We start from the raw sequence: 12,196 nt of genomic DNA on the forward strand, positions 1-12,196 counted from the left end.
TCGGCACAAGCGGTAGGCTGCGGGCGAAGAGCTGAATTGCAGGGTGTGAATGGATGCTGCTTGCTGCGGGTATCGCGCTGTTCTGTCTGGCGATGGTGTTTTACTTCCGATGCTGGCGTGCGATCTTGCGGGTCGTCGATGCTTGTCGGGCCGACAATCCATCCCAACGCTATCGCTGGTTCTGGTGGATCCCAGCATGGAAGTACCACCGCCGTCGATGGCCAGAGAGTCCGCTTCGGCGCCACATCCAGCAGGAGTACGCGTGGACCTGGCTGTTTGGTGGTGCGGGTTTCGCGCTGATCATGATCTACAGTCTGCGCAAAGGTTAGCCCGGTTAGCAGGCGATTTGCGGTTTAAGATTTCACAGCTTCAGCGGCTCATTGTTCGCCGATCCAGGTGGTCGTGCCGCTTGCGTCAATCAGGAGAGCGACGATGGCATAGCCCGATTCCCGCAAATTGGGAAGACCACTCTCACTCACCACGATCATAGGTCGTGGCAGGGAATCCCCACTCACGCGTGTGCCGATCAGAATGTATCCGTCGATATCGCTGCCGCCAAGGGCGGTAAGGATATATCCGTTCTGTGCCAACAGCTTCGCCTGAGCCCCAATCTGATCGAACGTCACGTTCCCATAGATCTGTGTTTCGTAGGCGGTCGCCTGGTCCGCATCCCAGTCGTAGTCGGTGTAGGTCGTGACGCCGTTGGCTATGCATAGTGCTGTAACTACTTTGCCTTGCGCAGCGAGCGGACGCACATCAGCGTCGAGAGCCGAAGCGGCGATATGCCGCACCTCGCCTCGAAACGGCGCAGATTGAGTCGACTTCATGACTGCCCACGCGTAGGTGTTCGGATTGGCTTCACAGTCGAGAGATGTAATTACGCTGCTCGTTCGTGAGATCTCCTGGCTCACATCCGCCGAGAAGGAATCGAGATAGCCAGACTGGTAGCTGATGCTAGAACCGGCGACACTCTGTGGCGCGGAGAAGGTTTCAATCAACCAGGAGCAGCCGGGGTTTGGACCATAGTTTGCGCCGCAGGCACCGAGCCCCAGGCTCAGCGGCGTCCCAAAAGCATCCGAAAAGACGTAGCTCCCACGCGAGATAAGGTTTGTCGTTTCCTCCGCCCGGTAGCCGGATCTCGTGAGTGGAGAGGCGACGTTTTGGAAGCGGAGATCGCCTGTCGCGGGCGATCGTGGGCCGACCGTCAAGGTTGCCGCCTCGCTTTGCAACTCCTGGTTTTTATCCGAGATGGTGGCCGTGTACTGGTCGCCGTTGTCCGCGAGACTGACGAGAGCAGTTGTGTAAGCCGGCGAGTTGGTGTCCGCGATCGGTCGCCCATTCCGCTTCCACTGGTATGTGAGCGCGTCTCCGCCAGCCTGCGCGGAAACGTGAAACGTGGCAGAGGTGCCGAGGGGAATCGTGATGTCGCTCGGCTGCTGAATGATGGTTAACGCTGCCGTAGGCGCCTCTGACCCGGTCCCGCAGCCGCTCACCAACAACGCGAGCAGTGTGAGGAGACGTGCAGACGTTCCGTTGCCCATCCTGCCTCCCAGCTTACTGGGACCGCCTAGTTGAATCGCGGCGGTCCTAAGTGCGTAGCGAGCTCAGCCCGCGCGCCGGCGCACTGCCTCCGCTAACTCTTCTAGCAGTGGTACGGTCTCATCCCAGCCGATGCAGGCATCGGTCATGGATTGGCCGTAGGTCAAAGGCTGGCCGGGGGTGTGTTTCTGGGCGCCGGGTTTCAGGTTGCTCTCGAGCATGACGCCGATGATGCGGCGGTCGCCGCCCGCGATCTGCTCGGCGACGTCGCGGCAGACGAGGGGCTGGCGGGTGTGGTCTTTGCGCGAGTTGGCGTGCGAGCAATCGATCATCAGGGCAGGGGTGAGGCCGGCCTTCTGTTCGAGCTGCGCGATGCGCTCGACATCGGCTGCGCCGTAATTCGTAACACCGCGGCCGCCGCGCAGGATGAGGTGGCAGTCTGGGTTGCCGCTGGTCTCGAAGATGGCGGTCTGGCCGTCCTTGGTGTGGCCGAGGAAAGTGTGCGGGTGGCGTGCGGAGAGGATCGCCTCGATGGCGATGCCGGCGTCGCCAGAGGTGCCGTTCTTGAAGCCGACCGGGCAGGAGATGCCGCTGACGAGCTGGCGGTGGACCTGGCTCTCCGTCGTGCGCGCGCCGATGGCGCCCCAGGAGACGAGCGCGGCCAGGTACTGCGGCGTGATCATGTCGAGGAACTCGGTGCCGGCGGGTACGCCCATCTCTGCAAGGTCGAGCAGAAGGTGGCGCGCCATGCGCAGGCCGTCATTGATGCGGTAGGACTCGTCGAGGTGCGGATCGTTGATGAGGCCCTTCCACCCGATGGTGGTGCGCGGCTTCTCGAAGTAAACGCGCATGACGAGGCAGAGGTCGCTCGCGAGCTCGGCGGCGAGGGGCTTGAGCAGGCGCGCGTACTCGAGCGCCGCGGCTGTGTCATGGATGGAGCATGGGCCGACGACCACAAGCAGGCGATGATCCTCGCCACGCAGGATGCGGAGAATCTCCTGCCGGCTCCGGTAGACGAGCGTGGCGGCCTCTTGGGTGATGGGCCGCTCGGCTTCGAGGGTCAGCGGCGGATCGACGACGTTGGCGGCGCGGATGCGCAGGTCGTCAATGCGGGACTGGTCGATGCGGGACTGATCGATGTGAGACGGATCGGACTCGCGCTCGGCCGTGGCGAGCGAAGAGGTGGGGGAGGACGCAGGTGGTGTGGAGTGAGGCATGATGGCTGCCTCTGATTGTAGCGAGTGTGCGTGCGCTGCTAGCTGGCGTGCGGCACGAAGATGGGCCGACGGCGTCGCGTGAGCGGGCGGACCTCGCAGTCCGGCGACTGCGGACAGAGCCACATGGTGCGGCCGCGGTGCTCGCCGCTGTTGACGAGGACGCTGTTCATGGAGCGATCACAGCGCGGGCAGCGCAGGACCGGGTCGGGGATGGTTGGCGTCGGCGCGGGAGGGGCGACGCGTCGGGCAGCAGCCCGGGCGGCGGCCTGCGTGGTGATTTTCTGGACGCGGGTGCGGATGCGGGTGCTGATGTTGCCGCTGCTGCTGTTGCCACGTGGGGCGGCCTGGCGTGGTCGTCCGGGGATCACGGCGAAGGCGAGCGCGCCGGCAGCGAGCGAAGCCAGCGAGGCGAGGTGAGTGCCGGAGGCCAGGGGCCGGGGCGCAGAGTCGAGCAGCGCCGGCTGTCCCACGGCCCGTGGCTCCACGCGCTTCATGACGGAGCGAAGTCCGAAGAAGACGAGCAGTGCGATGAGGCAGACGCTGAGACCCTTGTAACGCATGCAGCAATAGTAGGGAGCACACGCTGTGGCGGCCCACTCCCCCGAAGTTGTACCGGGGAAACCGTCGGTTGGGGGGGTGGGGCGGTGCTTCTGCGGGGCGACTGCTGGAGGTGAGCTGGGCTGCTCAAAGGAAAGGAGTTAAGGGGCTCAGGGGATGGATGCGGAGACGCTCCGCGCGCGAGGCATATTTCCCATTTTGGGCAGGGGTTCCCGAACAGTACACAGACGGTGTCGCTGCGTGCTTGATCGGGACGCAGTGCGCCTAGCTGCGCCGGAGGATCTGGACCTCGGTGTCGCCGACGACGACCTCGGTGGCGATGCCGAGGAAGAGGCCGTGCTCGACGACGCCGGTGGTGCGTTTGAACAGCTCGGCGGCCTGCTCGGGTGTGTGTCCGGAGTCGGGCAGTCGGCAGTGCAGGATGTAGTGCTGGCCGTCGGTGAGGTAGGGCTGGCCGTCCTTCTCGACGCGGAGCTCGGTGGAGAAGCCCTGGTCGCGCAGGCGGCGCTCCGTAGTTTCCCAGCCGAAGGGGACGATCTCGACGGGCACGGTGAAGACGGAGCCGAGGGTGTCGACGAGTTTGCGGGGATCGACGGCGACGAGCATGCGGTTGCTGGCCATGGCGACGATCTTTTCGCGCAGAAGGGCGCCGCCGTGCCCCTTGATCAGGTGGAGGGTGCCGCGCTGGACCTCGTCCGCGCCGTCGATGGTGAGGTCGAGCCGGGGCTGGCGGGCGAAGTCGGTGAGCGGGATGCCGAGCGACTCTGCCTGCTTGTGCGAGGCGACCGAGGTAGCAATGCCGGTGATGCGCAGACCATCGCGCACGCGGCGGCCGATCTCCTCGATGCAGAGCGCGGAGGTGGAGCCAGAGCCGAGGCCGACGGCCATGCCGTCCTGGACCTGTGCGGCGGCCCACTGGGCGGCGCGGCGCTTGGCGGCTTCGGCGGGATCGGAGGCGGTCGGGGCGGAGGGGGCGGTCATGTCGCCTTCCGTGATATCACGTGGCGGGTGCAGGGCTCCAGCGGACGACTAGTGCTGGGGCGGAGTGGCTGGAGGTGGAGCAGGCTGCTGCTGGGGCGAGGGGGACGGGGCGGGGCCGTTGGGCTGTTGGTCGCTTTTGACCTCCTGGCCGCCGTAGGTGATCTTTGCGGTCGAGCCGAAGCGCTTGTAGTTCGAGTACTTCACGATGGAGCGGACGTGCACGTCCTGCGCCATGTAGCCGCTGCCGCCTGCGAAGTGCAGCACGCCATCGGCCTTGCTGTAGACCGGGAACCAGTAGACGCCGTCGACCTGCTCGCGATACGTGGTGAAGGGCAGCGAAAGGTCTTCGTGGCCGGGGCGCGTGTCGTCGGGCACGTTCTTCGCATTGACGACGACGATCTGCAGATCCTTCTGATCGACCCAGAGGCGGCCCTGGAGGTAGCGCTCCTTCTTCTCGATGCGCTTGGGCGTGACGTCGAATACGTAACAGTCGACCTCATCGACCTTCTGCTTGCCGACGTAGCGGAGGTCGTACTTGGGCAGCTCTTCGGAGGTGAGCACGAAGGGCAGGCGGTGCTCGATGTCGGACATGTCGGCGGGTGACATCATGATGCGCTCCATCGTGTTCGGCGGAGCGAGGGTGACGTGCTCGAGCTTGGCGCCGCCCTTGTCGTAGGAGATCTCAGCGACCTGCTGATAGGCGCCGTCGACCTGGCCTTCGTCGGTGATGGTCTCGATCCGCACGCTGCGCGTGTAGGTGTACTTGTCCATCGCGTTGCGGAACTCGCTCTCCTTGGCCGCGAACTTCTGGATGATCTGTTCGGGCGGCGTGGAGGGCGCGGATTTGTCGAGCGGGCCGAAGCCGGCGTCGGTGGGCTGGAGCTGGGTGTAGCTGGCCTGCGCGTGGAGCGAGGCAGCGGGCGCGATTGCGAGCAGCGCGAAGGCTAGCGTGAGGCGAAGCAGGCGAGCAGAGAGCATAGCGGGCATGGGGGCGGGTCGCGACGAGCCGACCGCTCCTACAGGGTAGACGGACCTGGCCGCAAAAAGACACGAACGCAAGGCCGGGCGGATGAATCGTTCGTGGCAGGGGCGGGCATCAGACTAGCCGGACAGGATGGAGAGACGACGATGCCGCTGGTCTTGGTGCTGAATCCGGGGAGCAATTCGCTGAAGGCGGACGTGGTCGAGGTGCGGGAGGGGCAGCGCTTCGGCTGCGAGAGCGTGACACGCGCAGGGGCGATGGTGGAGGGCATCGGCAAAGACAAGCCAGCGACCTTCTCTCGGGTGGAGGGGCGCGAGACGAAGGACACGCGGGATGTGGAGGCGAAGAGCTTCACCGATGCGGCGGGGCTGCTGCTGCGCTGGCTGCACGAGCAGGGCGATCAGAATGGCGTTCGTGCGGAGGACATCGCGCTTGCGGCGGTGCGCGTGGTGCATGGGGGCGAGCGCTTCGACGGGCCGGTGCGTGTGGATGCCGATGTGGAGCGGGCGATCGAGCAGTATGCGCGATTTGCGCCATTGCACAATGCGCGCTCGCTCGAGGTGATCCGGGCGGTGCAATCGCTGGCGGGCGAGCATGGGCGCGCGTGGCCGGTGATCGCGGGCTTCGATACATCGTTCTACCGGCGGATGCCGGAGGTGGCGTGGCGGTATCCGCTGCCGGTCGAAGTGGCGGACCGGCATGGGCTGCGGCGGTACGGCTTTCATGGCTTCTCGCACCGGTCGCTGCTGGAGCGGTATGCGCTCGAGACAGGGCGCGCGCTCGAGCAGATCCGCATCGTGACGCTGCATCTCGAGAGCGGCTGCTCCGCGACGGCGATCCGGGATGGGGTGGCGGTTGAGAACTCGATGGGGCTGACGCCGCTGGAGGGATTGATGATGGGCACGCGCAGCGGCTCGGTGGACCCGGCGCTCCTGCCGGTGCTGATGGAAGCGGAGGGGCTGGACGCTGCGGGGGCGCTGGAGGTGCTGAACAAGCAGTCGGGGCTGCTTGGGGTGTCGGGTGTGTCGCTGGACACGCGTGTGCTGATGAAGCGGCTGAGCGAGCCACGCGTGGCGCTGGCGATGGAGATGTTCTGCTACCACGTGACCAAACAGGTGGGCGCGTACCTGGCGGCACTGGGTGGGGCAGAGGCGATCGTGTTTGGCGGCGGCATCGGCGAGGACGAGCCGATGGTGCGCGCGCGGGTGTGCCGGGCGCTGCGCTGGGCCGGCGCGGAGCTCGATGAAGAGGAGAACAAACGCAGTGTGTTCCGCCCGGGGCGGCTGAGCACGCCGAATGCGGAGCTGGCAGTGTGGACGCTGCCGGCGGCGGAGGCGGCGCAGATCGCATTTGAAGCAGCCGCGGTGGCGTGAATCTGCTTGCGAAGATGCGAGCTGTTTGGAAGCGCGCCCTCTCTTCGCTGCGGCTACTCGGAATGCAGAGTCCGCGCCACGTTCATCCGCCATGCGCGCCGTGCCGGCAGCAATGCGGCAGTCACGGTCACGCCCAGCAGATGAGCAAGGTGCTCTACGGGATCAGTTCGCTCGACCCGCTACGCTACGGCGTGGCCAGGGGCGAGCCGGCCCCACATGCTGCAGTTGCCGCCGCCGTTCGTGTTCGTGAGCGCATCGCTGCCCTCGACGAAGTAGGGCTGCTGTGACAGTGGCAGCCAGAGGTCGGGGTGCTGTTGATCGAGACTCGCGAAATCCTGCGGAAGTGTGCCGATCACGGTGGCAGGTTTGTGGTTGATGCGGATCACCCGCCCGATGATTGAGCGGTCGCCGCCAAAGCGACGCTGCCAGAAGCCGTAGCTGAAGACAACGGCGGGTGCGTCGTGCAGGTCAGCAGGAAGCTGCAGCGTGCCGGCTGCGGGCTGTGCGCCCAGTTCGGAGAAGTCGTTGGCGCTGACGTAGTCGGCTTTGCTCGGCTGCAGGTCCTGGTCGAACTGCACACCCGGTGAGCCCAGGGTGACCATCACGGCCGAGAGCGTCTTTGTGTGTTCGCGGTAGAAGACGACCGAGGCATACGGAATCTGCGGAGTGATGTTCTCTGGTGAGCGGCGCTCCAGCCGGACCAGCGAGGCCGGATCGCGCACTGGCAGAGGTTTCAGCGCGGCGGCGGAAGAGTTCGCTCATGGTGGATCTCCTTTGAGCCTGCGGCTCAGGCTGTCTCGAGCACGCTGCGGATGCCCTGGTTCAGCCGCTCGTAGGCGGCCAGCTCGGCGTCGAACTGCGCCCGGCCCTCCGGCGTGAGCTGGTAGAAGCGGACCTTGCGGTTGGTGTCGGAGACGCCCCACTTTGCTGTCACCCAGCCCTTGAGCAGCAGCTTCTGCAGGGTGGGGTAGAGCAGCCCCTCTTCGACGGCCAGCACCTCGCTCGAGAGCACGTGAATGCGCTGGGCGATGGCGTAGCCATGCAGCGGGGCGGCGTGCAGGACGCGGAGGATCAACAGGGGAAGGGCACCGGAGGGTGTGACCGGCCGAGGGGTGTGAAACATAGGCCTACAATCTGTGAGGGAGAGCGAGCACCCATTTCGTTGACTCGCTTGACTGACTGGGCTATCCTGAAAGCCTTGCGCAGTGCCGTATCTGCGCGTCTGCCGGGGTTGGGCTTTCGGGCCTGGAAACCGTGCCGGGCGCTTCGCAGGGCGGTGACGCGGATGCCGGGTGGCACAGCAGTTGGTTCTTCGGCTCCCCTGCGCGCTCAACGTGATCCAGTTTGTCGGCCATTTCGCCGACTCCGGATTTCCGAGACGCCGGTGCTCTGCGCCTTGTGAGGCCAGACCGGCGGAGACGATTGTTGTTGTGGGCGCATGGCCGCGCCGGGCCGAAGCCGCACAGGCCGGGGCAGCACAGGCCAGATACGAGTGGAAGGGTAGAGGTACACGATCGATGTCGACTTACATGCCAAGCTCGCATGACATAGCCCGCAAGTGGTTCGTAGTGGACGCCAGCGGCAAGACGCTGGGCCGCCTGGCCACGGAAACGGCCAGTGTGTTGAGCGGCAAGACCAATCCGCGCTACACGCCGTTCATGGACATGGGCGATCACGTGATCGTCGTCAATGCTGAGAAGGTCCGGCTGACCGGGCTGAAGAGCCAGCAGAAGATCTATCGCCGCTACACCGGCTTTCCGGGCGGTCTGCGCGAAGAGTCGTTTGTGCGCCTGATTGCGCGCCGGCCGGAGAAGGTCGTCGAAGAGGCGATCCGGGGCATGCTGCCGAAGACGAAGCTGGGGCGCCAGATGGCGACCAAGCTGAAGGTCTACCGCGGCACTGACCATCCGCACCAGGCCCAGCAGCCGGTGGCACTCGAGATTGCCGGAGCCGTGCGGTAGGGCTCCTACACCGTTTTTAAAGAGAGAGATCAGGACACACGATGGCAGATCTGGTTCAGTACTACGGAACAGGGCGGCGGAAGTCGAGCGTGGCGCGCGTCTTCCTGCGCCCCGGCACCGGTCAGTTCACGGTGAATCGCCGTGGCTTTGAGGAGTACTTCGTTACCGAGCAGCAGCGCGTTTCGGCGCGCCGGCCGCTGGTGCTCGTCGAGATGCTCCAGAACTTCGACGTGCTGACCACAGTGTCGGGCGGCGGCGTGAGCGCACAGGCCGACGCAGTCAAGATGGGCATTGCCCGCGCCCTGCTCGAGTTCAACGCCGAGCTGCGCAAGACGCTCAAGAGCGACGGACTGCTCTCGCGCGATGCGCGCATCAAGGAGCGCAAGAAGTACGGGCAGAAGGGCGCCCGCAAGCGGTTCCAGTTCTCCAAGCGCTAATCGCTGGGGCTGGATCAGTTTGTTCTTCGGGTTTGGGCTGGAGTGGGCGACTACTCCAGCCACGCAAGTGTAGTTATTCCCCGCGTGCTGTCCAACGCGGCAACACACGGGATCAATCCACGCCGGGGCTCAACCGCTGGCGGGATGCACATCACGAGGAGGTCGTTTGGCCACTATCACCATGAAGGAGTTGCTCGAGGCGGGTGTTCACTTCGGGCATCAGACCAAGCGCTGGAACCCGAAGATGAAGGAATACATCTTTGGCGAGCGCAACGGCATTTACATCATCGATCTGCAGAAGACCCTCAAGATGTTCAAAGAGGCCTCGAAGTACGTCACGGATCTGACGTCTTCGGGCAAGGTCATCCTGTTTGTCGGCACCAAGCGCCAGGCGCAGGACGCCATTGCGGAAGAAGCAAACCGCTGCGGCATGTTCTACATCAACCAGCGCTGGCTGGGTGGCTTGCTGACGAACTGGATCACTGTGCAGAAATCGGTGCGCCGCCTTCAGGAACTGGATGATATGGCCACGGACGGCCGTTACGACCTGTTGACGAAGAAGGAAGTGATTCGCCTGGAGCGGGAGCGCAAGCACCTGCAGGCGAACCTGGCCGGCATCAAGGCAATGAAACGCCTGCCGGATGCGATCTTCATCGTCGACTCGAACAACGAAGCGATCGCCGTCAAGGAAGCACGCAAGCTGGGCATCCCGGTTGTCGCCGTGGTGGATACGAATTGCGATCCTACGGTCGTCGATTACGTGATCCCGGGCAATGACGATGCGCTGCGCGCGATCCGTCTGTTCACCTCGAAGATTTCGGACTCCGTGATCGAGGGTGTGCAGATGGCCACCGACAAGCAGTTCGCTGCAGCCACGGCCGGTGCGACGGCTCTAGCGGTCGATCAGGCCTTCGTCGGCGAGGAGCCGGAGTCGGTGCCTACGCCCGAGACGCTCGAAGCAGGCGCGGACACGGCTGCCGGCGAGAACGAGGTCGTCGATCTCGAAGCAGCGCTCGGCGGCGGCATCCGCAAGGCTCCCGCAGCTGTTACGGCGGCAGAGCCCGAGGTTGTGGCAGAAGCCGGTCACTGAGTTTTACCAAGACGGTCCCTGGTATCCGAAAGCGTGGCCGTGATCTTCACCGCCACGCTTTCGACTGTCTGGCCAACGCTGTTTCTACCCGGTGCTGCGGCACCCTTTGTTAAAGGATGATCTGGAGATGTCTGTCGTGACCGAGAAGATCGATGCAAAGCTGGTGAAGGACCTGCGTGAGAAGTCTGGCGCGCCGATGGGCGATTGCCTGAAGGCGTTGCAGGAGTCGAAGGGCGACATGGAGCAGGCGTTCGTCGTGCTGCGCAAGCGCGGCATGGCGTCGGCTCAGAAGAAGGCGTCGCGCTCGACGAACGAGGGCGCCGTGGGCACGTACATCCACGCGGGCGGCAAGATCGGCGTGCTGGTCGAGCTGAACTGCGAGAGCGACTTCGTGGCGCGTACGGAAGACTTCCAGGAGTTGCTGAAGGACATCGCGATGCACATCGCAGCGACCGATCCGCGCTATGTGCGCCGGGAAGAGGTCACGGGCGAGGACATGGATCGCGAGAAGGAGATCTACCGCGCGCAGGCTGCGGCAACGGGCAAGCCCGCTCCTGTGGTCGAGAAGATTGTCGAAGGCAAGATGAGCAAGTTCTACGAAGAGGTTTGCCTGCTCGATCAGCCGTTCATCAAGGAGCAGTCGCTCACCATCGCGCAGCTGATCGCGCAGAAGGTCGGCAAGCTGGGTGAGAACATTACCGTCCGGCGCTTCGCCCGCTTCAAGGTAGGCGATCCCAACTGGACGGTCGCGACCACGAAGCCGACCGTGGAAGAAGCGCAGAGCTAAGCGTCTTCGCACAAGCAGCAAAGGAACGGCCCGCCTCGATTGAGGCGGGCCGTTCCGTTTGGGGAGGACTGCATTACTCGCCGAACTCGAGGCGCTTTCCGTTGGCGGTTGCACAGCCCGCGCCCGCGGGGCTGCCGTCCGGTTTCACAAAGGAGACCGCGGCGGAGGTCGTGCGGAAGTGGTCGCCGTCGAGCAAGACGATCCTCTGGTCGATGCTCTGAGTCTTCACCAGCACGCCGTTGAGCGTGATGTAGGCAAGGCTCAGGGCGCGATAGCCCTCTACGTCGGTGCGCTGCCAGATGCCGTGGCCGGGGCCACGCTCCGCCGGGAAGAACGATCCGTTGGAGGTGGTTTCGGTCATGGTGCCGCCCCGGTCGAAGGTGAGCAGCGACTGGAAGGGGACGCCGAGCGGAGCGCCGGTGACGCAATTTCTGAGTGTGATGTCGACCCTCCAGGTGCCCCGGAGGCTGCGTTCCTGGCCTTGGTTGTCCTGCGCGCTGGCTGCCGAGACGGTGAGCGCGGCCAGCGCAACGGTGAGCAGTGCGCGGCGGAGTGTGAACTTTGTGGAGCTGAACATGGTCTGCATGATGGATCCCCCTGTGGGCTGGAGCACTCGCCGGCCTTGGCCGGGTGTGGACCTATAATTCGCCAAGCTGTGGGGCCGGGTCTTTGCCGCGAACTGAAGGGTTCTGAAGCGTTCTGAAGGCGGGTGTCAGGTGGCGCACGAGGGTCTACGGCCTGCCGGTGAGTCGGCGAAGAGCAGCGCGACGGGCACTGACGCCGTGTCTGCAGAACCGGCGCGGCACCCGGTCTACGAGTTTGGTCCGTTCCGCATGGATGCCAGCCGGCGTCTGCTGGAGCGTGATGGCGAAGCAGTGGTCCTGTCGCCGAAGGCGTTCGACACGCTGTTGCTGCTGATCGCGGAGCGTGGACGCGTTCTCGACAAGCAAGAGGTGCTGCGAGCGATCTGGCCGGACACGGTGGTCGAAGAGAACAACCTGAACCAGAGCATCTCGTCCTTGCGGCGTGTGCTCGGCGATTCGCGCGGGGAGAGCCGGTTCATTGCGACGATCCCGGGGCGTGGCTACTGCTTCACGGCGGAGGTGCGCAGAACGTCGGCTGCGCATCGCGAACAGACCGAGAATGAAGCACTGCGGCTGGCGGTGCTGCCGTTCGCGAACCTGGGTGCGGGCGCGGAACGCGAGTACCTGGTGGATGGCCTGACGGAGGAGACGATTGCGGCGCTGGGCAGATCGATCCGGAGCGGCTGA

Annotated in this window: 15 protein-coding genes; 7 read left to right on the forward strand and 8 right to left on the reverse strand. The window is 64.8% G+C overall.

Annotated features, from left to right (window positions below; genetic code table 11):
* Positions 1-53 precede the first annotated feature (53 nt).
* Positions 54-329, forward strand: coding sequence for a hypothetical protein (locus tag AC5IJH_RS04760; RefSeq protein ID WP_491901659.1), 276 nt, complete (start codon positions 54-56; stop codon positions 327-329).
* A 48-nt stretch (positions 330-377) separates the two neighbouring features.
* Here AC5IJH_RS04760 and AC5IJH_RS04765 read toward each other — a convergent pair whose 3' ends face one another.
* The 5 genes from AC5IJH_RS04765 to AC5IJH_RS04785 all read right to left on the reverse strand — a co-directional run bounded on the left by AC5IJH_RS04765 (position 378) and on the right by AC5IJH_RS04785 (position 5,273).
* Positions 378-1,541, reverse strand: a complete 1,164-nt coding sequence (locus tag AC5IJH_RS04765) for an immunoglobulin domain-containing protein (RefSeq protein WP_491901660.1) — start codon at positions 1,539-1,541, stop codon at positions 378-380.
* A 63-nt stretch (positions 1,542-1,604) separates the two neighbouring features.
* Positions 1,605-2,756 carry a 3-deoxy-7-phosphoheptulonate synthase gene (locus tag AC5IJH_RS04770; RefSeq protein WP_491901661.1) on the reverse strand — a complete coding sequence of 384 codons (1,152 nt, stop codon included), beginning with the start codon at positions 2,754-2,756 and terminating at the stop codon, positions 1,605-1,607.
* Between the two features lie 38 nt (positions 2,757-2,794).
* Entirely contained in the window at positions 2,795-3,316 is a 522-nt protein-coding gene (locus AC5IJH_RS04775; protein WP_491901662.1) for a hypothetical protein, read from the reverse strand.
* Between the two features lie 262 nt (positions 3,317-3,578).
* Positions 3,579-4,295 (reverse strand): ribose 5-phosphate isomerase A, encoded by a 717-nt coding sequence (gene rpiA / locus AC5IJH_RS04780; RefSeq protein ID WP_491901663.1) that lies wholly within the window; start codon positions 4,293-4,295, stop codon positions 3,579-3,581.
* A gap of 48 nt (positions 4,296-4,343) precedes the next feature.
* Positions 4,344-5,273 carry a LolA-like protein gene (locus tag AC5IJH_RS04785; protein WP_491901664.1) on the reverse strand — a complete coding sequence of 310 codons (930 nt, stop codon included), beginning with the start codon at positions 5,271-5,273 and terminating at the stop codon, positions 4,344-4,346.
* A 150-nt stretch (positions 5,274-5,423) separates the two neighbouring features.
* On the opposite strand from AC5IJH_RS04785, the gene AC5IJH_RS04790 reads away from it, so the two are divergent.
* A complete protein-coding gene (locus AC5IJH_RS04790) occupies positions 5,424-6,650 on the forward strand; it encodes an acetate/propionate family kinase (protein ID WP_491901665.1) in 1,227 nt (408 codons plus the stop codon).
* 179 nt (positions 6,651-6,829) lie between these two features.
* Here AC5IJH_RS04790 and AC5IJH_RS04795 read toward each other — a convergent pair whose 3' ends face one another.
* Both AC5IJH_RS04795 and AC5IJH_RS04800 read right to left on the reverse strand, forming a co-directional pair.
* The gene (locus AC5IJH_RS04795) at positions 6,830-7,372 is read right to left on the reverse strand and encodes an ABC transporter permease (protein WP_491901666.1); all 543 of its coding nucleotides are present in this window, start codon (positions 7,370-7,372) and stop codon (positions 6,830-6,832) included.
* Between the two features lie 65 nt (positions 7,373-7,437).
* Positions 7,438-7,773, reverse strand: a complete 336-nt coding sequence (locus AC5IJH_RS04800) for a PadR family transcriptional regulator (protein ID WP_491901667.1) — start codon at positions 7,771-7,773, stop codon at positions 7,438-7,440.
* 394 nt (positions 7,774-8,167) lie between these two features.
* Here AC5IJH_RS04800 and rplM point away from each other — a divergent pair, with 394 nt between their 5' ends.
* From rplM to AC5IJH_RS04820, 4 genes are all read left to right on the forward strand, one after another.
* The gene (gene rplM, locus AC5IJH_RS04805) at positions 8,168-8,611 is read left to right on the forward strand and encodes a 50S ribosomal protein L13 (protein ID WP_491901668.1); all 444 of its coding nucleotides are present in this window, start codon (positions 8,168-8,170) and stop codon (positions 8,609-8,611) included.
* 41 nt (positions 8,612-8,652) lie between these two features.
* A complete protein-coding gene (gene rpsI, locus AC5IJH_RS04810) occupies positions 8,653-9,048 on the forward strand; it encodes a 30S ribosomal protein S9 (RefSeq protein WP_491901669.1) in 396 nt (131 codons plus the stop codon).
* A gap of 166 nt (positions 9,049-9,214) precedes the next feature.
* Positions 9,215-10,138, forward strand: coding sequence for a 30S ribosomal protein S2 (rpsB, locus tag AC5IJH_RS04815; protein ID WP_491901670.1), 924 nt, complete (start codon positions 9,215-9,217; stop codon positions 10,136-10,138).
* Between the two features lie 127 nt (positions 10,139-10,265).
* Positions 10,266-10,925, forward strand: coding sequence for a translation elongation factor Ts (locus AC5IJH_RS04820; protein ID WP_491901671.1), 660 nt, complete (start codon positions 10,266-10,268; stop codon positions 10,923-10,925).
* Between the two features lie 73 nt (positions 10,926-10,998).
* On the opposite strand, the gene AC5IJH_RS04825 is transcribed toward AC5IJH_RS04820, so the two are convergent.
* The gene (locus AC5IJH_RS04825; RefSeq protein ID WP_491901672.1) at positions 10,999-11,502 is read right to left on the reverse strand and encodes a hypothetical protein; all 504 of its coding nucleotides are present in this window, start codon (positions 11,500-11,502) and stop codon (positions 10,999-11,001) included.
* Positions 11,503-11,641: 139 nt separating this feature from the next.
* Between AC5IJH_RS04825 and AC5IJH_RS04830 the strand changes: the two genes are divergently transcribed.
* On the forward strand, positions 11,642-12,196 hold the full coding sequence (locus tag AC5IJH_RS04830) for a winged helix-turn-helix domain-containing protein (RefSeq protein WP_491901673.1): 555 nt from the start codon (positions 11,642-11,644) through the stop codon (positions 12,194-12,196).

The organism is Candidatus Dedyshia acidiphila, assembly GCF_051025295.1.
GTDB lineage: Bacteria > Acidobacteriota > Terriglobia > Terriglobales > Acidobacteriaceae > KBS-83.

What these genes read in the sequence shown, in the direction of transcription:
- AC5IJH_RS04785 (WP_491901664.1), bottom strand. Translation starts at nt 5,273, where the DNA reads ATGCTCTCTGCTCGCCTGCTTCGCCTCACGCTAGCCTTCGCGCTGCTC.
- rpiA (WP_491901663.1), bottom strand. Translation starts at nt 4,295, where the DNA reads ATGACCGCCCCCTCCGCCCCGACCGCCTCCGATCCCGCCGAAGCCGCC.
- rpsI (WP_491901669.1), top strand. Translation starts at nt 8,653, where the DNA reads ATGGCAGATCTGGTTCAGTACTACGGAACAGGGCGGCGGAAGTCGAGC.
- AC5IJH_RS04770 (WP_491901661.1), bottom strand. Translation starts at nt 2,756, where the DNA reads ATGCCTCACTCCACACCACCTGCGTCCTCCCCCACCTCTTCGCTCGCC.
- AC5IJH_RS04775 (WP_491901662.1), bottom strand. Translation starts at nt 3,316, where the DNA reads ATGCGTTACAAGGGTCTCAGCGTCTGCCTCATCGCACTGCTCGTCTTC.
- AC5IJH_RS04825 (WP_491901672.1), bottom strand. Translation starts at nt 11,502, where the DNA reads ATGTTCAGCTCCACAAAGTTCACACTCCGCCGCGCACTGCTCACCGTT.
- AC5IJH_RS04820 (WP_491901671.1), top strand. Translation starts at nt 10,266, where the DNA reads ATGTCTGTCGTGACCGAGAAGATCGATGCAAAGCTGGTGAAGGACCTG.
- AC5IJH_RS04760 (WP_491901659.1), top strand. Translation starts at nt 54, where the DNA reads ATGCTGCTTGCTGCGGGTATCGCGCTGTTCTGTCTGGCGATGGTGTTT.
- AC5IJH_RS04765 (WP_491901660.1), bottom strand. Translation starts at nt 1,541, where the DNA reads ATGGGCAACGGAACGTCTGCACGTCTCCTCACACTGCTCGCGTTGTTG.
- rplM (WP_491901668.1), top strand. Translation starts at nt 8,168, where the DNA reads ATGTCGACTTACATGCCAAGCTCGCATGACATAGCCCGCAAGTGGTTC.
- AC5IJH_RS04790 (WP_491901665.1), top strand. Translation starts at nt 5,424, where the DNA reads ATGCCGCTGGTCTTGGTGCTGAATCCGGGGAGCAATTCGCTGAAGGCG.
- AC5IJH_RS04800 (WP_491901667.1), bottom strand. Translation starts at nt 7,773, where the DNA reads ATGTTTCACACCCCTCGGCCGGTCACACCCTCCGGTGCCCTTCCCCTG.